Consider the following 24,369-nt stretch of genomic DNA (forward strand, 5'->3'; position numbering starts at 1 on the left):
TCGGGCGCGTCATGCGCATTGCGGCATCCCTCGCGTGCTCCGCGTTGCTCGCGGGCTGCATGCGCGATGGCGATGCGGGGACGACGCTGCCGGTGGCGACTGCCGCCGCTGTCGCCGCACGACCTGCGGCGCCTGCCGCCTTCGACCCTTTTCCCGACCGCGAGAAAGTCCCGGTACGCGATCTGTTCGCGGCGCTGTCTCGCGAAGCCGATCGCCTGTCGACCTCGCAGCTTGTCCGTGACGAGTACCAGCGCCTGATACAGGCGCACGGCCTGCCCGACGACAGCACGCTCTTTCCCGACTACCTGCGCGTCCGCATCGCCTTCGAAGCGACGCGTGCCGGCGGCCTGTGGGGCCTGCAGTGGCGGGTCACCGACCAGTTGCCGCAGTCGGACCGGATCTGGGCGCAATGGGATGCGCTCGTGCTGCCTGCCGATGGCGCGTTGCCGCCGTCGACGGCCATCGCCGAGTGCGACGAACTGTCGGCGCTGTTCGCCGTGGTCGCGCACGGCATGGGCCTGTCGTCGCGTTCGCGCGTCGGCCTGTTCTGGCCGACCAGCACCCATACGGTCGCGGTCTGGACCATCCAGCCCGCGCCTGCCGGGTCCGGCAACATGCCAGCCGAGGTTCGGATCGTGGTGCCGACCTCGCAGATCTTCCTCGACGGCGCGCAGAGCCTGGGCACGCGCGGCTTCGATCCGTGGACGCAGCCGAAGGTCTTCCCGTATGCGCGGCGCGACATCGCCGAGGATCATCCGTTGCCGGCCGCGCTGGCGCGGTATTTCGTGCAGCAGGTGCGCCGCCACGCCAGCGATCCGCAGGGCCTGCTGCAGACGGCGCGCAACCGTCGCGAGTACGATCAGCGCATGAGGGCCCGGGATGCGGGCGAGGATCGCCGATGAAACAACGCCACTTCTCCATGCTGCGCGACTTCCACCTGGCCGACTGGCTGACCCTGGCCAACGCCTTCTGCGGCGTCAGCGCGGTGTTCCTCGCGATGCTGTACGCCACCTCGCAGGACATCCGCCTGCTGCTGCTGGGCTGCGCGCTGGTGCCGCTGGCCTTCGTGTTCGACGCCCTGGACGGCCGCGTGGCGCGCTGGCGGCAGTCCTCGTCGACGCTGGGCCGGGAACTCGATTCGCTGGCCGACGTGATCTCCTTCGGCGTGGCCCCGGCTGCTCTGGGCTTCGCCGCGGGGCTGCAGGGCGGCTGGGACTGGCTGGTGCTGGGCTACTTCGTCTGCTGCGGCGTCAGCCGCCTGGCGCGCTTCAACGTCACCGCCGAGCAGCTCTCGGGCGATGGCGACAAGGTCAAGCATTTCGAGGGCACGCCGATCCCCACCAGCCTGGCGCTGGTGGTGGTGCTGGTGATCGCCGCCGACGCCGGCCGCATCGGCGGCAACTTCTGGTTCGGCGCCCACCGGCTCGGCCCCTGGGTCCTGCATCCGATGGTGCTGATGTACGCCCTGTCCGGCTCGCTGATGATCAGCAAGACCCTGCGCATCCCGAAGTGGTGAGCCGACAAGTCTGAATTCGCGGGTTCTGGGCCGGGCGCTGTCCATCACTTGGACGAAATCCATGATCAAACCCATCCCCACCCAACCCTCCCCTTGAAGGGGAGGGCTTTCAAAGCGCCGCGCTTGTCTCCCTCCCCTTCAAGGGGAGGGTTGGGTGGGGATGGGTTTCGTGCGCGCATGCCGGGCTGGCTTTGCCTCTGCGGATTGCATGCCTCACGCCGCCGACGGAGACCGTCATCCGCCGTTGCTATCATGTCGGCTCCTGATCTGGAGCGATGCGATGCGGACTGCAGGTGGTGCGGGTTTCGGGATGCCGGGCGACGCGGATGCGATGGCCAGGCAATGGATGAATGCCTTCGGTGATGCCATGCGCGCTTTCTCGGGCCAGCCGCAGCCGCCGCAGGACCCGTGGCAGGCCGCTTTCGAGACATGGAGCCGCATGGCCGGTGTCGGTCGCCGCGACGCTGCCGCCGACATGGTCGAACGCTTTTCCGCCCAGGCCCGGCAGTGGCTGGGCATGATGCAGCAGGTCGCCGGCCAGTTTGCCGGTCGCGACGCCTCGCCGGCCGACATCGCCGGCGCCTGGAAGCAGGCCATGGGCGGGCAGGGCGGCAACCCCTTCGCCGCGCTGTTCGAGGGCATGGCCGGTCGCGGTCAGGCGGGCTTCGACCAGTGGCATGCGCAGGCCGCACCGATCCTCAACGCGATGCTCGGCGGCATGCTGATGGGCGGACTGCGCCAGGAAGGCCTGGGCCTGCTGCGCATGCCGGCCTTCGGCATGAACCGCGAACACCAGGAGCGCCTGCAGGCGCTGGTCGCGGCGCAGATCGAGCTGCAGGAAAAGAACGACGCCTACAACCAGCGCATGCTCGCCATCGGCCAGGACGCGTTCGTGCGCTTCGAGCGCAAGCTCGCCGAGCGCAGCGAACCCGGCCGCCAGCTGAAGTCGGCGCGCGCGCTGTTCGACCTGTGGATCGATGCGGCCGAGGAGGCCTACGCCGAGGTCGCGCTGTCGCACGAATTCCGCCGCCTGTACGGCGAACTGGTGAACGCGCAGATGAAGGTCCGCGCCGGCATCCAGCGCGAAGTGGAGCTGTTCTGCGATCTGTTCGGGATGCCTGGCCGCACCGAGGTGGACGCCGCGCATCGTCGCATCGCCGAACTCGAACGCCAGGTGCGTCGCCTGCGCACCGCCGCACCGCAGGCCCAGGCGAAGCCCGCCCCCTCGAAGCAGGCACCGCAGAAGCCGGTCGCGGTGCCAGGCGTTCCGAAGGTCGACGTCGCCGTGAAATCGCCTGCGAAGCCGGCCGCGAAACCCAAGGCAAGCCCTGCGCCTAGGAAGGCAGCCAAGGCGGCAAAGGCCGCAGCAGCGAAGGCGAAGCCGGTCCGCGCCGCCGCCAAGCGCGCGCCGAAGCCGGCGATCGCTTCGATCCCGCTGCCGGAACCGCTGAAGCCGATCGCGACCGCGAAGACCTCGGCCAAGACCACGAAGAGGGCCCGCTGATATGTACAACACGCCATTCGACGTGACCCCCGACAAGCTGGCCGAGGAAGCGGCCACCATGCAGCAGAAGCTCGGCGCGGGCCTCGCCACGCTGCGCGAACTGGACGACGTGCACTACGGCGTCACCGCCAAGGAAGAAGTCTGGCGCGACGGCAAGGTCGTGCTGTATCGCTTCCGCGGCGAGAAGGCACACACCGCGAAGGTGCCGCTGCTGATTTGCTACGCGCTGGTCAACCGCCCGTACATGGTCGACCTGCAGGACGACCGCTCGCTGGTGAAGAACCTGCTGGCGCTGGGCCAGGACGTGTACCTCATCGACTGGGGCTACACCGACCGCTCCGATCGCTTCCTCACCCTGGAGGATTACATCGAGCGCTTCATCGACGGCGCCGTGGACCATCTCCGCGAAACCACGGGCCAGGACCGCATCAACCTGCTCGGCATCTGCCAGGGCGGCGCGTTCTCGCTGACCTACAGTTCGCTGCATCCGGACAAGGTCCGCAACCTGATCACCATGGTCACGCCGGTGGATTTCCACACCGACGACAACATGCTGTCGAACTGGATCCAGGACCTCGACATCGACCAGTTCGTCGACACGCTCGGCAACGTGCCGGCCGACCTGATGAACCTGTGCTACCTCACGCTCAAGCCCTACCGGCTGTTCGTGCAGAAGTACGTGGGCATGGTCGACATCCTCGACGACAGGAAGGCGATGGAGGATTTCCTGCGCATGGAGAAGTGGATCTTCGACTCGCCCGACCAGGCCGGCGAAGCCTTCCGCCAGTTCATCAAGCAGTACTACCAGGGCAACGGTTTCGTGAACGGCGGCATCGTCATCGGCGAGCGCGAAGTGGATCTCGGCTTCGTCGACATGCCGGTGCTGAACATCTACGCGGAGCAGGACCATCTGGTGCCGCCGTCGGCGTCGAAGCCGATGAAGGGACTGGTCGGCAGCAACGACTACTCCGAAATCTCCTTCCGTGGCGGCCACATCGGCATCTACGTGTCCGGGCGCGCACAGAAGGAAGTGCCGGCGGCGATCCACGACTGGCTGACGAAGCGCTCGGCATGATGCGTCGGCTCATCACTGCTCTGCTCGCCTGCACCGTTGCGCTGTCGGTGCAGGCGGCCAGCCCCGTCGCGAAGCCGGTCGCGAAACCGGCCGATGCCGCCACGGCGCAGCGCGAGATCCAGGGCCTGATCGACGCGCTGGGTCGCTCCGGCTGCGCGTTCGAGCGCAACGGCGAGTGGTACGACGGCGCGCGGGCGCGCACGCACCTCGGTCGCAAGTACGACTACCTGCGCCGCCGCGATCCGAACGGCAGCGCGGAGTCGTTCATCGAACGCGCCGCCAGCCGCAGCAGCACCAGCGGTCGCGCCTACCACGTGCGTTGCCCGGGCAAGGCGGTCGAACCGGCTTCGGCATGGTTCAACCGCCAGCTGCGGGACTTGCGGGCCGCGCGCTGATCGACTGCAATGCAGGCATCGCCCCCGCGATCACACACTGAGGTGCGCATGTCCGGAACTTCCACGCTCGCCCGCAGCCGCAACGACCGCGTACTGGTCGGCGTGGTCGGCGGCATCGCCGCCCGCTTCGGCTGGAATTCGACCCTGCTGCGCGTCGTCTATGTCCTCGGTTCCGCACTGTCGGCGGCATTCCCCGGCATCCTCGTCTACCTCGCGCTCTGGCTGCTGATGCCGGAAGAGCCGTGAGTCGGGACGCGCAATGAATCGCGCCGGGCTGTTCGCGCTGCGCACGCTGGGCGTGCTCTGGACCCTGCCGAACACGGCGGTCGGCGTCTCCGCCGGCCTGGCCGCGATGTGCTTCGGCGCGAAGCCACGTTTCGATCCGCGCGACTGCGCGCTGGTGTTCAACCGCCTGCCCTGGGGCCCCGGCGGCGCGATCACCTTCGGCAACGTGATCCTCAACACCCACGCCGATCTCGACGGTCGCTGCCGCACCTACGCCACCCGCGCCGGCCTGTGCGAAGACCCGATGACGCGCATCGGCGACCACGAGCGCGCCCATGTCTTCCAGTACATGGCCCTCGGCCCGTTCTTCCTGCCGCTGTACCTCGCCTTCGGCGGCGTCAGCGTGCGCAATCCCTTCGAACGCGCCGCCGATCGCTACGCGATGACCGGGCGAGACTGGTGGCCGTGGCTCAAGGTGAATTCAATGAAATCGCTGCAGGCGCAGCGCGCAGGGCAGTAACGTGGTCGCCAGTAACGGGGTCAGGTTCACTTCGGACAAAGTGAACCTGACCCCGTTACTGAGGCCTCGACCTGACCCCGCACGAACGTCGACTCAACGCCAGATCGACACCCGTTCACCGTCGGCGACGAACAGTGCATTGCCTGCCTTGCAGCTGAAGGCCTTGGCGAAGGCGGGCAACTGCATCGCCGGTGCGTTCGCGCGCCACTGGCCCGGGGCATAGGGCGAGGCCTGCGCATGGGTGGCGGTGGCATCGCTGGACAGCTGCTGCGCCCACAGGCGTGCCCAGCCGCGGAAGAAGGCCTGCTGCGCGTTGTCGGCGGCCTGCGGTTCCTGGCGCGCGTACGCGGTCCACGCCAGTTCGAGGCCGGCGAGGTCGGCGGCGTTCTCGCCGAGCGTGCGCGCACCGTCGATCTTCAGGTCCGGCTTGCCGGGGTAGGCGAAGCGGGCGTACACGCCCTGCAGCGGCGCGATGCGGCCCTGCCAGGCGCTCGTCGTCGTTGGCGACCACCAGTCGCGCAGGTTGCCGCCGGCATCGACGTAGCGACCCTTGGTGTCGGCGACACGCGACAGCTCGTGGCCGACCAGCGCGCCGAAGCTGCCGTACTGCGCGGCCAGCGGCTGCTTGAGGTCCAGGACCGGAGCCTGCAGCACGGCGGCAGTGACGAACAGCCGGTTGTGCGCGAGGTCGTAGCTCAGTGCCGGGAACTGCGGCAGTACGTCCCAGCGGCGATCGGCGTTCGGACGTCCGATGCGCTTCATTTCCTCGCGGTGGTGCCAGGTCGACGCGATCAGGATGTTGCTGCCGAAGCTGCCGCGACCCATCGGCTGGACCGAGAAATCCAGGTCCGAGCGCGGCTTGCCGATCTCGATCTTCAGCTTCTGCAGCTTGGCCACGGCTTCCGCGCGCGTCGCGTCGTCCATCCAGGTGTTCGAGGCGATCGAGGCTTCCAGTGCTTCGCGCACGTGGCGGCTGATCGTCGCCGCGCGATCGGCGGCGTCCTGCGTCAGGTAACGCTCGGTGTAGGCGTGCGCCATCATGCCGCCAGCCGACGCATTGATCGCATCGAGCACCTGCTGCGTGCGCGGTGCCGGATCCATCTCGCCGCGCAGCAGTCGGCCGCGGAATTCGTGGTCGGCGTCGCGCCAGTTCTTGCTGAGGTAGGGTGCCATCGCGTTGCCGACCTGGAAGCGCAGGTAGGCTTTCCACTGCGCTGGCTTGAGGCTGGTCGTCAGCTTGTCGAGCTGAGCGAAGAGCGCCGGATCGGCCATCGACACCTGCTCGGCGGTCACGCCCTGCGCCTTGAGGAAGGCCGCGAGCTGCAGGTTCCGGTATTTCTTCGTGAAGTCCTTGGTCGGCACCGGGTTGTAGTTGCTGCGCAGTCGCACCAGGTCTGCGCGTGCCTTGGAGGCGCGTGCGATGCGGGTTTCCAGGTCGATCACCAGCGCGGCGTCGGCTGCGGCGTTCGCTGCGGGGGTGCCGGTCAGCACCATGATCTTCTGCACGTAGCCGTTGTAGCGGCCCAGCAGGTTGCGCGCATCGGCATCGCTGCGCGTGTAGAAGCTCGCATCCGGCAGGCCGAGGCCGCCCTGGGCGAAATAGCCCATGTAGGTATCGAGGTTCTTCAGGTCGATGTCGGCGGTGAAATTGAAGACCACCGGAATGCCGATCTGGTGCAGCGCGGCGATCGCCGGCGCGATTTCCTGCGCTTTCTTGATAGCATCGATGCGTGCGAGCAGCGGTGCGATCGGCGTGGCACCGTCGCGTTCCACCGCCGCTTCGTCCATGCCGCTGGCCCAGAAATCGCCGAGCAGCTTCTGCACCTGGCCCTGCGGCGACTTCGCTGCGGCCTCCAGGAGCGCGCGCTGCTGGTCGCGCGCCTGCGTCGCCAGCTCGCCCAGCGCGCTGGCGCTGCCGCTGGCCGGCACCGGGTTCGCCTTCAACCAGTCCGCGTTCGTGGCGCCGTAGAGGTCGGCGCAGGCGCTGAGCGCGGCGACCGGTTTCGGTGCGGGCTTGGTGGGCTTGCGCTTCTTCGCCGCATCCGCGTGCGGTGCGGCGATGGCGACAACGAGGCAGAGGGCGAGGGCGGCGGGGCGCAGTGCGTGCGGTTTCGACATCGCGGCGTCGGATCCATGGGGAAAGGCCGGGGCAGTGTAGCAACTCGGTTCCGTCGCCGAAGTCCTGCGGCGTGATGCCGATCACGTCCGGTTGCGACGCGCGCAGCGATTTCGCGCCTCAGCGCCAGTCCGCGACGGGCTGCGACAGCCGGAACAGGCGTTCCGCATTGATGGTGGTCGCATGCGCGAGCGCATCGGGCGCGATCCCGCGCAGCGCGGCGATGCAGTCGCGCACCACCGGCAGGCGCGCCGGTTCGTTGCGCTGGCCGCGAATACCCGAATCCGGCTGGTCCGGGGCATCGGTTTCGAGCAGCAGGCATTCCAGCGGCAGCTCGCGCGCGAGCGTGCGCAGCCGGTTCGCGCGCTCGTAGGTCACCGGGCCGCCGAGTCCGATCAGGAAGCCGTGGTCGAACAGGCGTTTCGCCTGGTCCGCGCTGCCGGAAAAGCTGTGGACCACGCCACGCAGCGGGCCGAAGCGACGGATCGCCGCAAGCACGGCGTCGACGGCGCGACGCGCGTGCACGATCACCGGCAGCTCGAAATCGCGCGCCAGGCGCAGCTGGCCGTCGAAAAAGAACGCCTGCCGCTGCGGATCGAGTCCTTCGACGAAGAAGTCGAGGCCGCATTCGCCCACCGCCACCGGGCGCTCGCGTTCGATCCATGCGCGCAGCAGCGGCAGGTGTTCGTCGCGGTGTTCGTCCAGATACATCGGGTGCAGCCCATAGGCCGGATGCAGGCCGGAGCCGGGCATGCAGGTCGCGCGGAGCTTGTCCCAGCCTGCCGCAGCGACCGCCGGCACGATCTGCCGCGTTACCCCGGCGTCGCGCGCACGCGTGAGCGCGGCGTCGCGATCGGCATCGAATTCCGGCGCGTCGAAATGCGAGTGGCTGTCGATCAGCATGCGCGGCACGCGATCACGGTGAGCCGGTCAATGCGTCCGATCAACCGATCCGCGGTACGTCGCCGGGTCGCGGCGCGTCCTTCACATCCTTCACCTCCGGCGCCTTGCGCTTGCGGAAACTGGCGAGCAGCAGGGTGCCGATGCCGAGCAGCAGCTCGTCGATGAAGGGAATGAAATCCGGGATCACCATGTCCACGGCCCACAGCGAAGCGGCGAGCAGGAACAGGCGCGGAAAGCTGAGGCGGCTGAGGAAGCCGAGGATCGGTGCGACGAGCGGGTTGGCCATGGCGACGATTCCGGAACACGGGGGCTGTGCGAACGCTATCACGGGGATGGAGGCGCCGGGGGCGCGTTGCAAGCGTTTTTCGACTCGCGGCATCAGCGATGCGAGCCTGAACGGCAACGAGGCGTTCACGTCCCGGGGCGGGTTTCGTTCAGTCGCGCGGTGCTGCAATCCCCAGCGTCCCGGCGGGCAGCATGCCCACGCCGCAAGCGGAGGAAACAACGCATGAACACGCCTGCATCCAAGACGCCTGCACTGAACAGGCAACTCCTTGCCGTGGCCATCGGCTCGCTGCTGGTCGGCGGCATCGCCGTCGCAGCCTACATGGGCAATCGCGACACCGACGCGCCGACGAGGGCCATGTCCGATGCCACCGATGCCGCACAGCAGTACGACGACACTGTCGATGGTGGCCGCGCAGCCAGCGATATTCCGGAGCCGCGCCTGGAATACGCCGAAGTGACCTCGGTGGTTCCGGTGACCCGCAGCGAGCAACGCTACGCCACCGTGATCGGCACGGCGCCGATCACCGAGACCGTCTCGTCCACCGCGAGCCGTGAAGTCTGCGAGGACGTGGTCGTGCAGGAACGCCTGCCGGAGCGCGATCGCAACGTCGGCGGGACCGTGGCCGGTGCGCTGATCGGTGGCCTGGTCGGCAACCAGGTCGGCGACGGCAACGGCCGAAAGGCCGCGACCGCAGCGGGTGCCGTCGCCGGCGGCTACATCGGCAACCGCATCGATCGTCGCCACGAAGGTGGGCAGGTCGTGGATCGCACCGAGCGCCAGTGCCGCACGGTGTCGGAGCCGACAAGCCGGACGAAGACGGTGGCCTGGGAAGTGACCTACCGCACGCCCGAGGGCGCCACCGAGCGCATGCGCACCGAGCGCAAGCCGGGCGAGCGCATTCCGGTCGGCACCGACAAGGTCGTGGTCGGTTACGACGTGACCTACCGCTACCAGGGCGAGGAAGGCTGGGTACGGCTGGACGAACGGCCGGGCCAGCGTCTGCCGGTGGTCGACGGCATGGTCATGACCCGAGCCGCGGGCGACGCCGACTCCCGCTCCTGACCCCCTTCATGCCCCGGTCGCGGGGCGCTGCAATCCACCCCGACGGGGCCGGCGCGAGCCGGCCCCGTCCTGCGTTCGGAGGTGCGTTGGCCTCCACGTCCGGGGGCTGTCCGGCAGGCTGGCGGAATCGCACGCTTTGGGCTGGAAATCGGCGTTTTGCCGGATCGGCTTTGTCGCTTTGCAGGTATCGTCTGTGCAGGATGCGACCTTACAATGACGCTTTGCCCGAAACGACCACGAAGCCATGGCCCTGCATCCCTACGATCTCTACGACGTCCGTTCCATGCTCAGCGAAGAAGAGCGCGCGGTGCAGGACACCGTCGCCCGGTTCACCGATGAGCGCGTGCTGCCGATCATCGGCAAGGCCTTCGACGAAGGCCGTTTCCCGCGCGAACTGGTCCCCGAAATCGCCGAGATGGGCCTGCTCGGCTCCTCGCTGCCCGAGAAGTACGGCTGTGCCGGCCTCAACGCGGTCAGCTACGGTCTGATCTGTCAGGAACTGGAACGCGGCGACTCGGGCATCCGCAGCTTCGTCAGCGTGCAGAGCTCGCTGTGCATGTATCCGATCTATGCCTACGGCAGCGAAGAGCAGCGCATGCGCTGGCTGCCGGGCATGGCCAAGGGCGAGCTCATCGGCTGCTTCGGCCTGACCGAGCCGCACGGCGGTTCCGACCCGGCGAACATGAAGACCAATGCCAAGCGCGATGGCGGCGACTGGGTCATCAATGGTTCGAAGATGTGGATCACCAACGGCAACCTCGCCGACGTCGCGATCGTCTGGGCGATGACCGACGAGGGCATCCAGGGCTTCCTCGTCGAGAAGGGCATGCCGGGCTTCACCGCCCAGGAAATCAAGCACAAGATGAGCCTGCGCGCGTCGGTCACCAGCGCGCTGTTCTTCGACAACGTGCGCGTGCCGGAGGCGAACCGCCTGCCGAACGTGAAGGGCCTGAAGGGTCCGCTGGGTTGCCTGACGCAGGCCCGCTACGGCATCACCTGGGGCCCGATCGGCGCCGCCATCGCCTGCCTCGACGAAGCCCTGAAGTACAGCGGCGAGCGGATCCTGTTCGGCCGCCCGGTGTCGGCCAACCAAGCCGCGCAGCTGAAGCTGGCCGACATGGCCCGCCGCATCACCCTGGCGCAGCTGCTGTCCCTGCAGCTGGGCCGCCTGAAGGACGCCGGCACGATGCAGCCGGCGCAGGTGTCGCTCGCCAAGTGGAACAACGTACGCATGGCGATCGACATCGCCCGCGAGGCGCGCGACCTGCTCGGCGGCGCCGGCATCACCACCGAGCATTCCCCGATCCGCCACGCGCTGAACCTCGAATCGGTCATCACCTACGAGGGCACGGAAACCGTGCACCAGCTGGTGATCGGCCGCGAGCTGACGGGCATCAACGCGTTCTGATCCGGGCCGCGCCATGAGCTTCGGCCCCCGTCTCGACACCCGGATCGACACCGGACGACTGATCCTCCGCCCCCCGGGGCGCGAGGATTTCGAGGCGTGGGCCGACATGATGTCCGACGCCGAACACGTGCGTCACATCGGTGGCGCGCAGCCGCCGCCGGTGGTCTGGCGCAGCCTGATGGCGATGATCGGCATGTGGGCATCCGAAGGCTTCGCGATGTTCTCGGTGATCGAGAAGTCCAGCGGACGCTGGATCGGTCGCGTCGGTCCGTGGTCGCCGCATGGCTGGCCGGGCACCGAAGTCGGCTGGAGCCTCGTGCGCGATGCCTGCGGTCGCGGCTATGCCGTGGAAGCGGCTGGCGCCGCGATGGACTGGGCCGTCGACGTGCTGGGCTGGGACGCGATCATCCACACCATCGCGCCCGAGAACGAAGCGTCGAAGGCCGTCGCGCGCCGACTGGGCTCGCGCTTCCTGCACATGGGCCGGTTGCCGGAACCCTTCCACGAGATGCCGGTGGAAGTTTGGGGCCAGACGCGCGACGAATGGCGCGCACGGCCGCGCATGTCCGCCGGGCGGGAGATCGCATGAGCACCGTGCTGTGGGCCAACCGGCTGGAAGACGGCCAGGTCACGTCCGACGAGTCCGACAAGTACGCGCTGCATCGGCATCTGTCGCAGCTGGACAAACTCGCGAAGGCTGCAGGTCTTGCACCGCTGTCGTCCTGGTGCGATTCGACCGACCTGCGCTTCAATGTCGAGGACATCGAGCTGCCGGCGGGCATGTCGTCGACCAGCGAGTGGATGGCGCGCGACGGCGTATGGGTCGAGGCCGACGTGGCCATGCGCGGCCTGGCCGCGCTGATCGCGACGATCGAAACGAAACGCCCGCGCTTCGGCCTGCTGCGCAACGACTGCGATGCGGTGCTCGCCGAGCTGCGCGAAGCTTTCGCGTTTGCGGAAGACGCCGCCGCGCGCGGTGCCCGCTTCAATTTCTCGGTCGTGATGTGATGTCGGACACGACGCCCCGCATCGAAACCGAACGCCTGGTCCTGCGCGTGCCGCGGATCGAGGATTTCGAACGCTACGCCGAACTGCTCGCCGACGAAGAGGCCTGCCGGTTCATCGGCGGACACATGCCGCGTCCGGCGGCGTGGCGCCGCTTCCTGCAGATGCCGGGCGCCTGGGCGGTGCAGGGCTTCGCGATGTTCTCGGTGATCGAGAAATCGTCGGGTCTCTGGCTGGGCCAGCTGGGTCCGTGGCAGCCGGATGGCTGGCCCGGCACGGAGGTCGGCTGGGCACTGCATCGCGACGCCTGGGGCAAGGGCTATGCGTACGAAGGCGCGGCTGCGGCCATCGACTGGGCCTTCGCGCACCTCGGCTGGACCGAGGTCATCCATTGCATCGACGCCGACAACGCCGCCTCGCAGGCGCTCGCGCGCCGGCTCGGTTCGCGGGTGCTTCGCCAGAGCGGCATGCCTGCGCCCTACGAGCATGTGGTGGTGGATGTATGGGGACAATCCCGCGAGGACTGGCAGGTCAGGAGGAGCACGCGCGCATGATCACGCTGTACGGCATGTCCAATTCCGGCAACTGCTACAAGCTGCAGCTGCTGATGGCGAACCTCGGCCGCGATTACGCCTGGGAAGAGATCGACGTGCTGCGCGGCGAGAACCTGTCGCCGGAATTCCTGGCGATGAACGATCGCGGCAAGGTGCCGGTGATGAAGCTCGACGACGGTCGCACGATGTCGGAGTCGAACGCGATCCTGCATTACCTCGCCGAAGGCAGCGAACTGCTGCCGGCCGATCCCTGGGCGCGCGCCAAGACCCTGCAGTGGATGTTCTTCGAGCAGTACAGCCACGAACCCTACATCGCGGTCGCGCGCTTCATCCGCAAGTTCCTGCCGGCCGACCATCCGCGCCGCGCATCACTCGATGCGCTGACCGCCTCGGGCAACGAAGCGCTGGCCGCGATGGAACGCCACCTGACGCGCCTGCCGTGGTTCGGCGGCGAGCGCTACACGATCGCCGACATCGCGCTGTTCGCGTACACGCACATCGCCGACGACGGCGGTTTCGACCTCGGCGGCTATCCGCACGTCGAACGCTGGCTCAAGCGCGTGCAGGCGCAGCCGGGCTTCGTGCCGATGCGCGAGGCCGACCGCACGGACTGAACGCAGCGGTCCTCTCTTCTTGTAGAGCGGAGCTTGCTCCGCTCCACTCGAATCACCCTTCGATCACGCACGAGCGGAGCAAGCTCCGCTCTACACACACACACACCGCAGAGCCACAGACCATGTTCGCCACCGTTCCCAATCCCATCCCGGCCCGCATGAAGGGCCTGAACCGCGCCGAGATCTGCGACGTCAACTTCCAGGAATTCGTGAAGGGCTGGGACGGCGCCGCGCAGCCGAAGCCGGCGGCGCACGAAGCGATCCTCGATGGCAGCGCGCTGGATGCCCAGGGCTTCCGCGAACTGTTCGAGTCGCAGTTGATCAGTCGCCACCTCGACCTGATGGCGCGCGTGCTGCGCGTGCAGAACAAGGTCTTCTACACCATCGGTTCGTCGGGCCACGAAGGCAATGCGATGGTCGCGCGCGCGACCCGCCACACCGACCCGGCCTTCCTGCACTACCGCTCCGGCGGTTTCATGGCCGAGCGCTTCCGCAAGCTGCCTGGGATGGACCCGATCATGGATTCGGCGCTGTCGTTCGCGGCCAGCGCGGAAGACCCGGCCAGCGGCGGTCGCCACAAGGTTTGGGGCAGCAAGCCGTTGTGGGTGCTGCCGCAGACCTCGACGATCGCCTCGCACCTGCCGAAGGCGCTGGGCACCGCGATCGCGATCGAGCATGCGCGCCGCATCGGCCATGCGCTGCCGATCCCCGACGACAGCATCGCGATCTGCTCGTTCGGCGACGCGTCGAGCAACCACGCGACCGCGCAGACCGCGTTCAATGCCGCTGCGTGGACCGCCTACCAGAAGCTGCCCGCGCCGGTGCTGTACGTGTGCGAGGACAACGGCATCGGCATCTCGGTGAAGACGCCGGACGGCTGGGTCGCGCGCAACTACCGCGACCGCGCCGATCTCGACTACTTCTACGCCGACGGTCTCGACCTGGCGAACGGCTACGGCCAGGTGCAGGCGGCGGTCGAACACTGCCGCCGCACGCGCCGTCCGACCTTCCTGCACCTGCGCACCACGCGCATCATGGGTCACGCCGGCACCGACTTCGAGATCGAATGGCGCAGCATCGACGAACTGTGCCGCGTCGAGGCCAGCGATCCGCTGCTGCGCAGCGCGCAGATCGCTCTGGAGTCGGGCCTGATGTCGAAGGACGAGATCCTCGGCCTCTACGAAGCGACGCGGAAGAAGTGCTTCGACGCCGCCGAGGACGCCGACAGCCGTCCGCGCATCACCACGCTGGAAGAAGTGATGCGCCCGCTCGCGCCGTACACGCCGGACAAGGTGAAGGCCGAGGCCGAGCGTTTCGACTACGCCGACAAGCGCGCCGAGATCTTCGGTGGCGAAGCGAAACTGCCCGAGAAGCAGCCGGCGAAGCACCTGGCCATCCAGATCGGCATGGCGCTGCACGACCTCTTCATCAAGTATCCCGAATCGATGCTGTTCGGCGAGGACGTCGCGCAGAAGGGCGGCGTGTACACAGTGACCAAGGGCCTGCACAAGGCGTTCGGCCCGAAGCGCATCTTCAACACGCTGCTCGACGAGACCGTGATCCTCGGCCTGGCCCAGGGCTACGCCAACATGGGCATGCTGCCGCTGCCGGAGATCCAGTACCTGGCGTATTTCCACAACGCCTGCGACCAGATCCGCGGCGAAGCGGCGAGCCTGCAGTTCTTCAGCAACGGCCAGTACCGCAACCCGATGGTGATGCGCGTGGCCTCGCTGGGCTACCAGCGCGGCTTCGGCGGCCATTTCCACAACGACAACTCGATCACCGCGCTGCGCGACATCCCCGGCCTGGTGGTCGGTTGCCCGTCGCGCGGCGACGACGCAGCGATGATGCTGCGCACGATGATGGCGCTGGCCAAGGTCGACGGCCGCGTCTGCGCTTATCTCGAACCGATCGCGCTGTACATGACCAAGGACCTGTACGAAGCCGGCGACGGCCTGTGGCTCACCGAATACCCGTCGCCGGAGAAGGCGATGACGCTGGGCGAGGGCCGCGTCTATGGCGAAGGCGATGATCTCGTGGTCTTCACCTTCGGCAACGGCGTGCCGATGAGCCTGCGTGCGGCACGCGCGATCGAGGCGAAGCACGGCTGGAAGGTGCGCGTGGTCGACCTGCGCTGGCTGGCGCCGCTCAACGACGCCTTCATCCGCGAACAGGCCGCGAGCGCGAAGCGCATCCTCGTCGTCGACGAGGGCCGCCGCAGCGCCGGCGTGGGCGAGGGCGTCATCACCGCTGTCGTGGAGGGCGGCTTCGGTGCGACGCCGCTGCGTCGCGTGGTCGGTGCGGACACCTTTACCCCGCTGGCCGGCGCCGCGTTCCTGGTGATCCCGGCGGACGATGACATCATCGCCGCGGCCGACGCGCTGGCGGGCTGAACGGATGCGCCGCCGGGCGATGACCCGCGCGGCGATGCCGGTGTAGCATCGGACGGCACGCGATCCACGCGCCGTCCGGGCCTCCGGCAGGACGAGTAGACAGGGAGCCAGCCATGACACACGAACCGCGATACGCCTCCGACCCCGGGCACCCGGATTACGACCAGTACATGAGCCTGAGGGGCATGGTCGACCGGATGCACGGCGAGAACGGCGTCGATGTCGCTTCGGGCGACATCAGTCACCGCGCCACCGCCGCGATGCTGCGCGCGATCAAGCAGGATGCGATCGATGACCGCAGCCGGCTCGGCCCGGGCGAGATCGATGGCGTCGTCCTCAGCCGCGGCAACGGCCGCGTGCAGGGCGGGGAGTACGCGATCGCCTACCAGGGCGACCCGACCCAGCCGACCGTCCGCACCCTCGGCGTGCCGACCCAGCAGCTGCTCGCGCCCGCAGAGCAGAATCTGCAGGAGATCAACCGGCTCAACGAGCAGACGCAGCAGCGCACGCAGTCGCTGGAGCGCCAGCAGGCACAGGTACAAACCCAGGCCCGCGATGCCGAGGCCCGGGAGGCCGAACAGCCGGGGATCGGCAGTCGAAGCCTGTTCTGAGTCATTCCGAGACACAGTCGGCATCGCGCCCGCGCATCCGATCACCCACGACCCCGCTTCTCGCGGGGTCGCGTCGTTTCCGGGGCTGCGTCACAGTCTTCGTGCCGGTCCGTATGGTCCGGCCCCGGAATCGCGGTGTACCATCGGTTCACCGCATTGCGCCATTGAAGGCCGGCATGGAACGAAGTCTGCCCCGGGGGCGTCCGCACGACGGCCCCACGCGATCGCGACGATGCGATCGACGCCATGGAACCCGGGCGACGCGGCTGGTCGCGCTGCTCGGCGCCGTTTTCGCGATCAACCTGATGGGATGCCAGTCCGCCATGTCCACGCCCGCTCCATTCCCCGCCGACACCGCCCGCACCGCAGGCGCGTCGGACCTGCGCTTCGACGCGCACAACTTCGAGGCGCACTGCTACGCCACGACCGGCTGCAAGGTCCTCTACAACGACCACTACCACGTGCGCGACGCCGACGACGCGACGCGTCCGCCGGCCGGCGCGGACCATCGCAAGCGCTGGAGTGGGGCGTCGTACATCGGCGTGAAGAACTTCCCGGCCCCGGCCGTGGTGACCTGGCGCTCGAAGGACGGCGAGGCGCATCGTGCCGAGGTCGACATCGGCGGGATCTTCGCCGAGCAGAAGATCCTGTTCCAGGTGCCGCCGGGCGACATCCCGGAGAACGCCTACATCGCCGACCCGGACATCTTCCTGGAAGTCGACGACCGCACCATCAACGTCTTCATGAAAGCGCACATCCCGCTGAAGGCGCCAAGGGTCCCGGGCAACCGGTTCACCAATTTCGCCGAGGATTTCGTCCTCGCGTTCACGCGTACCTACTGACGCAGGGAGACGAGCCATGGGCGGCGAGAAGAACGACGGCGAACCCCACAAGCGCGACAAGGACGGCCGTCTGACGGACGGCGTGGCGACCTATCCGGCCGACGCGCACGACATGCAGACCTTCGTCGATGCGCGCGACGCGCTGAGCCAGCTGCCGGCGCCGACGCTGTATCGCAGCAGCAACCCGCACGAACGCCTGTTCGTCGCGGCCTTCGACGGCACCGGCAACGATGCCAACCGCGATCCGGCGCACATGACCAACGTCGGTCGCTTCCGCGACCAGGTCGAGGCGCTCGAAGGTCCGGACGCGGACCGCATCAAGGTCGGCTATGTCGAAGGCCCGGGGACGCAGCGCAATGCGATCGCACGCGCGATCGACGGCGCGCGTGGCCACACCTACGAGCAGCGGCTGGAGGAGATGTACGACCAGCTCGCGATCCAGACCAAGCGCTGGCTCGCCGAGGATCCGGACGCGCAGGTCCGCGTGGTCAGCGTCGGCTTCAGCCGCGGCGCCGAGCAGGCCGCCGGTTTCACCCGCCTGGTCCACGAGCGCGGGATCCAGGACATCGACGGCGCCCGCGTCGTCCGCGACGAGCACGGCCAGAAGCGCATCGACTACACCGCGCCGGCGCTGGCCGCGCCCGGCCAGACCCCGCAGGCCGTGGGCCTGTTCGATCCGGTCGGCACCGGCGTGCCGCGCGATCACGACCGCCGCCTGCCGCCCTCGGTCATTTCCGGCTTCCAGATCACCGCCGAGGACGAGCGTCGCAGCCTGTTCAAGTCGACCAGCATCATGGATCCCGGGCAGACCCCGGACGGTCGTTTCCTCAACGTGATGGTGGCGGGCGCGCATTCCGATGTCGGCGGCAGCTATCACCTCGACGGCCTATCCTCGCGCAGCGGCAACCTGATGACCGACTACGTGAACGCGCTGAGCGATCGGCCGTTCCTCAACAAGGTGCAGGAGCCGAGCGATCCGGCGATGAACGTGGTGCACCGCTCCGAGCAGGGCATGTTCCTGTACCGGATCACGCCCAAGGTCGATCGCCGCGAGGACGAGGGCACCGTGGAGCGACTCGCGCCGGACCGGCTGGTCGGCAAGGGCGGCGACGCCTTCAACGCCGAGCCGCGCGACGAGCGCATGGCGGCGGCCTTCGACTGGCGCAGGGTGTCGATCGGCGTCGTGCCGCCCGAGGCCCCGGCCAAGCCTGTCGCTGCGCAGCCGCCGGCGGTGGAACAGCCCGGCAGGCCGCAGGATCCGTCCGTCTCCGGGCACCCCGACCACGGCACTTATCGCAACCTGCATGGCATGGTCCAGGGCATGCATGCCCAGAACGGCATCGCCGCCGACGACGCCATGAACCGCCAGGCCTCGCTGGCCCTGCTCGCCGCCTACAAGCGCGATGGCGCCGCCGGCGGCGCGCTCAGGGCGGATGCGGGTATCGACGGCGTCGTGCTCAGCCAGGCGAGCGCGCAGAACCCGGATGTCGGCGGCAAGTACGCGATCCTCTACCAGGGCGATCCGAACAGCCCAACCGTGCGCAACCTTGCGGTGCCGACCCGGGACCTGATGCAGGCGCCGGAGCAGAGCCTGCAGCAGATCGATGCGGCCAACCAGCAACTGCAGCAGGCGCAGCAGCGCAGCCAGGCCCAGGCGCCGCCGCAACCGACGCAGCAGCAATCGGTGGATCCGAATACGCAGCAGCCCGGGATGGGCCCGCGTTCGCTGTTCTGAGATGCCGATGCGACTCCCGGCCTGCGGGCCGGGATCGAGGATTCACGACCGAAGATTCAGGGCCGAGGACTCAGGACCGGGAATCGAGGGTCAGCGGGCCAGCCCGCCGTGCAACGGCTCGAACCGCCACGAAGCCCCGGCCATGCCGGGGTTTTCGGCATTGAGGTCCAGCGGCAGCACCGCCAGGCCCAGGTCGCCGCAGGCCGAGACGACCGTGCCCACGGTCTGGTCGCCCAGCGGCAGCTCCGTGCCGGGGACCAGCGGGGCGTCGCTGCGCACCAGTGCCAGGCCGCGCTTCGCCTGGCCGAGGAAATGGGTGCGGGCGACGATTTCCTGCCCCGGGTAGCAGCCCTTCTTCACGCTGAAGGCGTTCAGGCGCTCCAGCGACAGCTGCTGCGGTGTCCACTGCTCGGATTGCGAGGGGTCCAGGCGGGGCAGGCCATGCGCCAGATCCATGCAGCGCCAGCGCGCCACCAGGGCGGCGTTCGCGCCAGGGTGCAATTCGGGGCCGATCCTGAGGCTGCGTCCGGGCATGCCGCCGTCCATCCGGCCGCTGAGATCGAGTTCGATGCCGTCGGCGGCGCTGCCGACCCAGTGATTGCCCGAGGCCAGGCTGGACGCGGACAGCTTGCCGGCGATGCGCAGGTCGTCGCGGAGCTCGATCGCGAGCTTGCTGCGGAACTGGAAGCGGCGCAGGCGGGTCGCCAGGTCGTCGGCATCTGCATCCGGAACCACCAGCCATACCGTATCTGCAGCGATCCGGATCAGCGCGAAGAGGGCGATCAGCCGTCCCTTCGCGGTGAGCCAACCGTTCCAGTGCCACTGCCCATCGGCCAGCGCACCCACGTCGTTCATGGTCTGGGATTGCGCGAACGCCAGCGCGTCGCGACCGGAAAGCGCCACCAGGCGATGGTCGTAGAGCGGAAACCACGGGGTTTGCGACGCGTGTGGGTTGTCCGACATGGGGGCGGGACTTAAACTTGACAGTTCAGGATTGCAGACATGATAGGCGAAACCGTTCCGACCCCAGAAAGCCTTCCGGGAGCCACCGCTTCCGGCAACGAGTCCAGGCAGGGACAACGCACCGACGTCAAGGAGATCGGCGGCCGTGAAGGCCCCGATCCGACGCGTTACGGGGATTGGGAGAAGAACGGGCGCTGTATCGATTTCTGAGCTTGCGGGGCTTCGCAGCTCCGGCGTCCCGCCGACGTGGTCATCGCCGATGCGCAGCGCGCGCCCGGCATGATCCACGAAGGCGCCGGTTCGTCGGCTGTCGCGGATCCCCGTCGGCGTTTCGTCACTCTTCCTTCTCCGACCTGGGCGCATCGAACATGCCTAACCGCGCACGACCCCTGTCGCCGCATCTGCAGATCTACCGTCCGCAGATCACGACGACGATGTCGATCATGCATCGCATCACCGGCATCATTCTTTCCTTCGGCGCTTTCGTCCTCGCCTGGTGGCTGCTCGCCGTGGCGCAGGGTGGCGAGGCCCACGAACTCGCCTCGGCCTGCCTGGCCTCGCCGTTCGGCAAGCTGGCGCTGTTCGGTTTCTCGCTGGCGCTGGTCTACCACCTGCTCAACGGCATCCGCCACCTGCTGTGGGACGCGGGCTGGGGCTTCCAGATCCCGCAGGTCTACAAGTCCGGCTACACCGTGCTGGCGCTGACAGTCGTCTTCACGGCCGCGATCTGGTTCTTCGCGCTGCGGGGTGCGGCATGAGTTCGTCGTCCCGCAACAACACCCGCGACTTCCGCACGCCGGTCGGCCGCGCGCGCGGCCTCGGTTCCGCCAAGTCCGGCACCGGCCACTTCTGGTGGCAGCGCGTCACCGCCATCGCCCTGGCCCTGCTGGTGCCGTGGATGATCGGCCTGGCGCTGGCCCTGGTCGGTGCCGACATCTACGACATCCAGGCCACGCTGGCCAAGCCGTTCAACGCCATCGCGCTGGCGCTGTTCGCGATCTGCCTGTTCTGGCACGCCCGCCTGGGCCTGCAGGTGGTGGTCGAGGACTACATCCACCACCGCGCGACGGAGATCGCCCTGCAACTGCTGATCACGTTCGCCTGCGCGGCCGGCGCGCTCGCTTCCCTCTACGCGATCGGTCGCATCGCCCTGCTGGCCTGAGCCCATGACCTCCGCATACAAGATCACCGAACACAAGTACGACATGGTCGTCGTCGGCGCCGGCGGCGCCGGCCTCCGCGCGACCTTCGGCCTCGCCCACAAGGGCCTGCAGACCGCGTGCATCACCAAGGTCTTCCCGACCCGCTCGCACACGGTCGCGGCGCAGGGCGGCATCTCCGCCGCGCTGGGCAACATGGGCGAGGACGACTGGCGCTTCCACTTCTACGACACCATCAAGGGCTCGGACTGGCTGGGCGACCAGGACGCCATCGAGTACATGTGCCGCGAGGCCATTCCCGCGATCATCGAACTCGAACACCAGGGCGTGCCGTTCTCGCGCACCGAAGACGGCAAGATCTACCAGCGTCCGTTCGGCGGCATGACCACGCACTACGGCAAGGGCACCGCGCAGCGCACCTGCGCCGCCGCCGACCGCACCGGCCACGCGATCCTGCACACGCTCTACCAGCAGTCGCTGGCGCACGACGCGCGCTTCTTCATCGAATACTTCGCGCTCGACCTGATCATGGACGAGGAGGGCGTCTGCCGCGGCGTGCTCGCGCTGGACATGGCCGAAGGCACGCTGCACCTGTTCCGCGCCCAGGGCGTGGTGCTGGCCACCGGCGGCTATGGTCGCGCCTACTTCTCCGCGACTTCGGCGCATACCTGCACCGGCGACGGCGGCGGCATGGCGCTGCGTGCCGGCCTCGGCCTGCAGGACATGGAATTCGTGCAGTTCCATCCGACCGGCATCTACGGCGCTGGCTGCCTCATCACCGAGGGCGTGCGCGGCGAAGGCGGCATCCTGCGCAACAGCAAGGGCGAGCGCTTCATGGAGCGCTACGCGCCGAACGCGAAGGACCTCGCCTCTCGCGACGTCGTCTCGCGTTCGATGACCCTGGAAATCCGCGAAGGCCGCGGCGTCGGCGAGCATGGCGACCACATCCATCTCGACCTCACCCACCTCGATCCGAACGACATCCACGAGAAGCTGCCGGGCATCGCCGAGAGCGCGCGCATCTTCGCGAACGTCGACGTGACCAAGCAGCCGATTCCGGTGATCCCGACCGTCCACTACAACATGGGCGGCATCCCGACCAACTACCACGGCGAAGTCGTGCAGTTGAAGGACGGCAACCCGGACGCAGTGGTCCCCGGCCTGTACGCCATCGGCGAAGCGGCCTGCGTGTCGGTGCACGGCGCCAACCGCCTGGGCTCGAACTCGCTGCTCGACCTCGTTGTGTTCGGCCGTGCGGTCGCCAACCGCTGTGCCGAAACGATCCGTCCCGGCATGCCCCACAAGTCCCTGCCGGCGGATGCCTGCGACAAGTCGCTGGCCAACCTCGACAAGCTGCGCAACGCCAACGGCGGCACCGCCACCGCGGACCTGCGCCTGCGCATGCAGCGCACCATGCAGGAAGACGCGGCGGTGTTCCGTACGCCGGACGGCCTGACCCGCGGTGTCGGCCGCATCCGCGACTGCGTGAAGGCCTTCGAGGACATCCGCGTCAGCGACCGTTCGCTGATCTGGAACTCCGACCTCATCGAGACGCTGGAACTGCAGAACCTGCTGGGCCAGGCGCTCACGACGATCGTTTCGGCCGAGAACCGCACGGAGTCGCGCGGTGCCCAGGCCCGCGAGGATTTCTGGGAGAAGGACGAGCACGGCAACCTCGCCGAGAACGGCATCCGCGACGACGAGAACTGGCTCAAACACACGCTGTGCTGGGCAGACGAGGCGGGCAACACGCGCATCGACTACCGCCCCGTCCACCTGTACACCCTGAGCAACGACGTCGAAGCCGTTCCGCCCAAGAAGCGCACCTACTAACCGCGAACGGGGCCCGTGCCCCGTCCGCGCATTCCGGATCTGATCATGGCCGAGTTTTCCCTTCCCAAGAATTCCAAGGTCCACAAGGGCAAGCGTTTCTCCGCGCCCGCCGGCGCCAAGCGCGTGCGCGAGTTCAAGGTGTATCGCTGGAGCCCGGACGACGACGAGAATCCGCGCACCGACACCTACGAAGTCGATCTCGACACCTGCGGCCCGATGGTCCTGGACGCGCTGATCAAGATCAAGAACGAGATCGACCCGACGCTGACCTTCCGCCGCTCCTGTCGCGAAGGCATCTGCGGTTCGTGCGCGATGAACATCGACGGCACCAACACGCTGGCCTGCACCAAGGCCATCGAAGACTGCGCCAAGCAGGAAGTGCCGATCTACCCGCTGCCGCACATGCCGGTGATCAAGGACCTGGTGCCGGACCTCACGCACTTCTACGCGCAGTACGCGTCGATCAAGCCGTGGATCCGTACCCAGAGCGCGCCGCCGCCGGACAAGGAGCGCCTGCAGTCGAAGGAAGACCGCGCCAAGCTCGACGGCCTGTACGAGTGCATCCTCTGCGCCTGCTGCAGCACCAGCTGCCCGAGCTACTGGTGGAACGGCGACCGTTATCTGGGCCCGGCGATCCTGCTCCAGGCCTATCGCTGGATCATCGACAGCCGCGACGAGGACACCGGTGCGCGCCTGGACGACCTCGAGGATCCGTTCAAGCTCTATCGCTGCCACACCATCATGAACTGCGCGCGGACCTGCCCGAAGGGCCTGAATCCGGCGCAGGCGATCGGCGAGATCAAGAAGCTGATGCTGGCGCGACAGGTCTGATCCACGCGATCACCCCACGACGGGCGCCACGTGCGCCCGTCTTCACGAGGTGTTCGCGACAGGCCCAGGCCGCGCAGGATGTGCCGCAATGGTGGGCTGAAGCCCACCCTACGAGGTGAGCGATGACCAATCACGCGATCTTTCTGCCGGGCCTTGCGATGGTGGCGCTCACCTTCGTCGTGCTGATGGTCATGTACCGCCGCCGCGTCGCGCAGATGAAGCGCGAGCGCATCCATCCGCAGGCGGTGGCGACGTCGGCGGAGTCCGCGGCGAAACTCACCGACAGCGGTCCTGCGGACAATTTCCGCAACCTGTTCGAACTGCCGGTGCTGTTCTACTTCGCGCTGGCGGTCTGTGCGATCACCGGCCTGCAGGACATCGCGACCCTGGCGCTGGCCTGGGCTTTCGTCGGCGCGCGCGCACTGCACAGTGCGATCCAGTGCAGTTACAACAAGGTCATGCACCGCTTCAAGGCCTATCTGCTCGGCGCCGCGATCCTGCTGGCGCTGTGGGTACGCATCGCGATCCACCTGGTCGCTGGCTGATATGCGCACACCCACCGAGGCCGAACGCATCGAACTGCAGAAGCTGCGCTGGCGCAGTCGTCGCGGCATGCGCGAGCTCGACCAGCTGATGGAACGCTACCTGGCCGCGCGCTGGCTGGAAGCCGATGACGCCGAGCGTGCGGTCTTCGATCGCCTGCTGGCCTGCGAGGACGATCGCCTGTGGCGCTGGTTCCTCGGCTACGAAACGGCAGAGGACGCCGACCTGCATGCGATCGTCGAACGCATCCGCGCCCTGCCGGTTTGAGTGGC

28 protein-coding genes are annotated in these 24,369 nt (G+C 68.1%); 24 read left to right on the plus strand and 4 right to left on the minus strand.

Translation table 11 applies throughout. From position 1 onward, the window contains the following. Positions 1–59: 59 nt before the first annotated feature. From ACFQ0E_RS10365 to ACFQ0E_RS10395, 7 genes are all read left to right on the plus strand, one after another. On the plus strand, positions 60–902 hold the full coding sequence (locus tag ACFQ0E_RS10365) for a hypothetical protein (RefSeq protein WP_386823571.1): 843 nt from the start codon (positions 60–62) through the stop codon (positions 900–902). Then, complete coding sequence (gene pssA, locus ACFQ0E_RS10370; protein ID WP_386823572.1) at positions 899–1,516, plus strand: CDP-diacylglycerol--serine O-phosphatidyltransferase; 618 nt, start codon at positions 899–901, stop codon at positions 1,514–1,516. Before ACFQ0E_RS10365 ends, pssA begins: the two co-directional genes overlap by 4 nt. A 280-nt stretch (positions 1,517–1,796) precedes the next feature. Continuing rightward, on the plus strand, positions 1,797–3,020 hold the full coding sequence (phaE, locus tag ACFQ0E_RS10375; protein ID WP_386823573.1) for a class III poly(R)-hydroxyalkanoic acid synthase subunit PhaE: 1,224 nt from the start codon (positions 1,797–1,799) through the stop codon (positions 3,018–3,020). A 1-nt stretch (position 3,021) separates the two neighbouring features. Continuing rightward, positions 3,022–4,095 carry a class III poly(R)-hydroxyalkanoic acid synthase subunit PhaC gene (locus ACFQ0E_RS10380; protein WP_386823574.1) on the plus strand — a complete coding sequence of 358 codons (1,074 nt, stop codon included), beginning with the start codon at positions 3,022–3,024 and terminating at the stop codon, positions 4,093–4,095. Beyond that, on the plus strand, positions 4,092–4,490 hold the full coding sequence (locus tag ACFQ0E_RS10385; protein WP_386823575.1) for a DUF5329 family protein: 399 nt from the start codon (positions 4,092–4,094) through the stop codon (positions 4,488–4,490). Before ACFQ0E_RS10380 ends, ACFQ0E_RS10385 begins: the two co-directional genes overlap by 4 nt. Before the next feature lie 48 nt (positions 4,491–4,538). Further along, positions 4,539–4,736 carry a PspC domain-containing protein gene (locus tag ACFQ0E_RS10390; RefSeq protein ID WP_386823576.1) on the plus strand — a complete coding sequence of 66 codons (198 nt, stop codon included), beginning with the start codon at positions 4,539–4,541 and terminating at the stop codon, positions 4,734–4,736. A 13-nt stretch (positions 4,737–4,749) separates the two neighbouring features. Then, on the plus strand, positions 4,750–5,235 hold the full coding sequence (locus tag ACFQ0E_RS10395) for a hypothetical protein (protein ID WP_386823577.1): 486 nt from the start codon (positions 4,750–4,752) through the stop codon (positions 5,233–5,235). 93 nt (positions 5,236–5,328) lie between these two features. Here the strand turns inward: ACFQ0E_RS10395 and ACFQ0E_RS10400 are convergent, their stop codons facing one another. From ACFQ0E_RS10400 to ACFQ0E_RS10410, 3 genes are all read right to left on the minus strand, one after another. After that, positions 5,329–7,353, minus strand: coding sequence for a M13-type metalloendopeptidase (locus ACFQ0E_RS10400; RefSeq protein WP_386823578.1), 2,025 nt, complete (start codon positions 7,351–7,353; stop codon positions 5,329–5,331). Positions 7,354–7,471: 118 nt separating this feature from the next. Continuing rightward, complete coding sequence (locus ACFQ0E_RS10405; RefSeq protein WP_386823579.1) at positions 7,472–8,254, minus strand: TatD family hydrolase; 783 nt, start codon at positions 8,252–8,254, stop codon at positions 7,472–7,474. A 40-nt stretch (positions 8,255–8,294) separates the two neighbouring features. Next, the gene (locus tag ACFQ0E_RS10410) at positions 8,295–8,540 is read right to left on the minus strand and encodes a DUF6116 family protein (RefSeq protein ID WP_386823580.1); all 246 of its coding nucleotides are present in this window, start codon (positions 8,538–8,540) and stop codon (positions 8,295–8,297) included. A 222-nt stretch (positions 8,541–8,762) separates the two neighbouring features. Between ACFQ0E_RS10410 and ACFQ0E_RS10415 the strand changes: the two genes are divergently transcribed. The 10 genes from ACFQ0E_RS10415 (at position 8,763) to ACFQ0E_RS10460 (ending at position 18,767) form a co-directional block, all read left to right on the plus strand. Further along, the gene (locus ACFQ0E_RS10415; protein ID WP_386823581.1) at positions 8,763–9,605 is read left to right on the plus strand and encodes a glycine zipper 2TM domain-containing protein; all 843 of its coding nucleotides are present in this window, start codon (positions 8,763–8,765) and stop codon (positions 9,603–9,605) included. Positions 9,606–9,849: 244 nt separating this feature from the next. Then, on the plus strand, positions 9,850–11,013 hold the full coding sequence (locus ACFQ0E_RS10420; protein ID WP_137851548.1) for an acyl-CoA dehydrogenase family protein: 1,164 nt from the start codon (positions 9,850–9,852) through the stop codon (positions 11,011–11,013). Positions 11,014–11,026: 13 nt separating this feature from the next. Continuing rightward, positions 11,027–11,602 carry a GNAT family N-acetyltransferase gene (locus ACFQ0E_RS10425; protein WP_386823582.1) on the plus strand — a complete coding sequence of 192 codons (576 nt, stop codon included), beginning with the start codon at positions 11,027–11,029 and terminating at the stop codon, positions 11,600–11,602. Continuing rightward, on the plus strand, positions 11,599–12,021 hold the full coding sequence (locus ACFQ0E_RS10430; RefSeq protein ID WP_386823583.1) for a hypothetical protein: 423 nt from the start codon (positions 11,599–11,601) through the stop codon (positions 12,019–12,021). Before ACFQ0E_RS10425 ends, ACFQ0E_RS10430 begins: the two co-directional genes overlap by 4 nt. Beyond that, the gene (locus ACFQ0E_RS10435; protein WP_386823584.1) at positions 12,021–12,572 is read left to right on the plus strand and encodes a GNAT family N-acetyltransferase; all 552 of its coding nucleotides are present in this window, start codon (positions 12,021–12,023) and stop codon (positions 12,570–12,572) included. Before ACFQ0E_RS10430 ends, ACFQ0E_RS10435 begins: the two co-directional genes overlap by 1 nt. Continuing rightward, positions 12,569–13,186: a glutathione S-transferase family protein gene (locus tag ACFQ0E_RS10440; RefSeq protein WP_386823585.1), complete on the plus strand. Its 618-nt coding sequence runs from the start codon at positions 12,569–12,571 to the stop codon at positions 13,184–13,186. The genes ACFQ0E_RS10435 and ACFQ0E_RS10440 overlap by 4 nt, the downstream gene beginning before the upstream one ends. Before the next feature lie 122 nt (positions 13,187–13,308). After that, a complete protein-coding gene (locus ACFQ0E_RS10445; RefSeq protein WP_386823586.1) occupies positions 13,309–15,579 on the plus strand; it encodes a thiamine pyrophosphate-dependent enzyme in 2,271 nt (756 codons plus the stop codon). A gap of 113 nt (positions 15,580–15,692) precedes the next feature. After that, on the plus strand, positions 15,693–16,190 hold the full coding sequence (locus ACFQ0E_RS10450) for an XVIPCD domain-containing protein (RefSeq protein ID WP_386823587.1): 498 nt from the start codon (positions 15,693–15,695) through the stop codon (positions 16,188–16,190). Positions 16,191–16,513: 323 nt separating this feature from the next. Then, positions 16,514–17,032, plus strand: coding sequence for a hypothetical protein (locus ACFQ0E_RS10455; protein ID WP_386823588.1), 519 nt, complete (start codon positions 16,514–16,516; stop codon positions 17,030–17,032). Positions 17,033–17,048: 16 nt separating this feature from the next. Beyond that, a complete protein-coding gene (locus ACFQ0E_RS10460; RefSeq protein ID WP_386823589.1) occupies positions 17,049–18,767 on the plus strand; it encodes a phospholipase effector Tle1 domain-containing protein in 1,719 nt (572 codons plus the stop codon). 90 nt (positions 18,768–18,857) lie between these two features. Here ACFQ0E_RS10460 and ygfZ read toward each other — a convergent pair whose 3' ends face one another. Next, positions 18,858–19,730, minus strand: coding sequence for a CAF17-like 4Fe-4S cluster assembly/insertion protein YgfZ (gene ygfZ, locus ACFQ0E_RS10465; RefSeq protein ID WP_386823590.1), 873 nt, complete (start codon positions 19,728–19,730; stop codon positions 18,858–18,860). A 39-nt stretch (positions 19,731–19,769) separates the two neighbouring features. Between ygfZ and ACFQ0E_RS10470 the strand changes: the two genes are divergently transcribed. The 7 genes from ACFQ0E_RS10470 to ACFQ0E_RS10500 all read left to right on the plus strand — a co-directional run bounded on the left by ACFQ0E_RS10470 (position 19,770) and on the right by ACFQ0E_RS10500 (position 24,364). Beyond that, the gene (locus ACFQ0E_RS10470; RefSeq protein ID WP_386823591.1) at positions 19,770–19,940 is read left to right on the plus strand and encodes a DUF1674 domain-containing protein; all 171 of its coding nucleotides are present in this window, start codon (positions 19,770–19,772) and stop codon (positions 19,938–19,940) included. A 158-nt stretch (positions 19,941–20,098) separates the two neighbouring features. After that, the gene (gene sdhC / locus ACFQ0E_RS10475) at positions 20,099–20,488 is read left to right on the plus strand and encodes a succinate dehydrogenase, cytochrome b556 subunit (protein WP_386823592.1); all 390 of its coding nucleotides are present in this window, start codon (positions 20,099–20,101) and stop codon (positions 20,486–20,488) included. Beyond that, entirely contained in the window at positions 20,485–20,892 is a 408-nt protein-coding gene (gene sdhD, locus ACFQ0E_RS10480) for a succinate dehydrogenase, hydrophobic membrane anchor protein (RefSeq protein ID WP_386823593.1), read from the plus strand. Before sdhC ends, sdhD begins: the two co-directional genes overlap by 4 nt. 4 nt (positions 20,893–20,896) lie before the next feature. Continuing rightward, positions 20,897–22,723, plus strand: coding sequence for a succinate dehydrogenase flavoprotein subunit (gene sdhA, locus ACFQ0E_RS10485; RefSeq protein ID WP_386823594.1), 1,827 nt, complete (start codon positions 20,897–20,899; stop codon positions 22,721–22,723). A 45-nt stretch (positions 22,724–22,768) separates the two neighbouring features. Then, positions 22,769–23,554, plus strand: coding sequence for a succinate dehydrogenase iron-sulfur subunit (locus ACFQ0E_RS10490; protein WP_386823595.1), 786 nt, complete (start codon positions 22,769–22,771; stop codon positions 23,552–23,554). A gap of 122 nt (positions 23,555–23,676) precedes the next feature. Next, positions 23,677–24,099 carry an MAPEG family protein gene (locus ACFQ0E_RS10495; RefSeq protein WP_386823596.1) on the plus strand — a complete coding sequence of 141 codons (423 nt, stop codon included), beginning with the start codon at positions 23,677–23,679 and terminating at the stop codon, positions 24,097–24,099. Position 24,100: 1 nt separating this feature from the next. Next, complete coding sequence (locus ACFQ0E_RS10500) at positions 24,101–24,364, plus strand: FAD assembly factor SdhE (RefSeq protein ID WP_386823597.1); 264 nt, start codon at positions 24,101–24,103, stop codon at positions 24,362–24,364. The last annotated feature ends 5 nt before the right edge of the window (positions 24,365–24,369 follow it).

The organism is Lysobacter brunescens, from assembly GCF_042677005.1.
Taxonomy (GTDB): Bacteria; Pseudomonadota; Gammaproteobacteria; order Xanthomonadales; family Xanthomonadaceae; genus Lysobacter_I; species Lysobacter_I brunescens.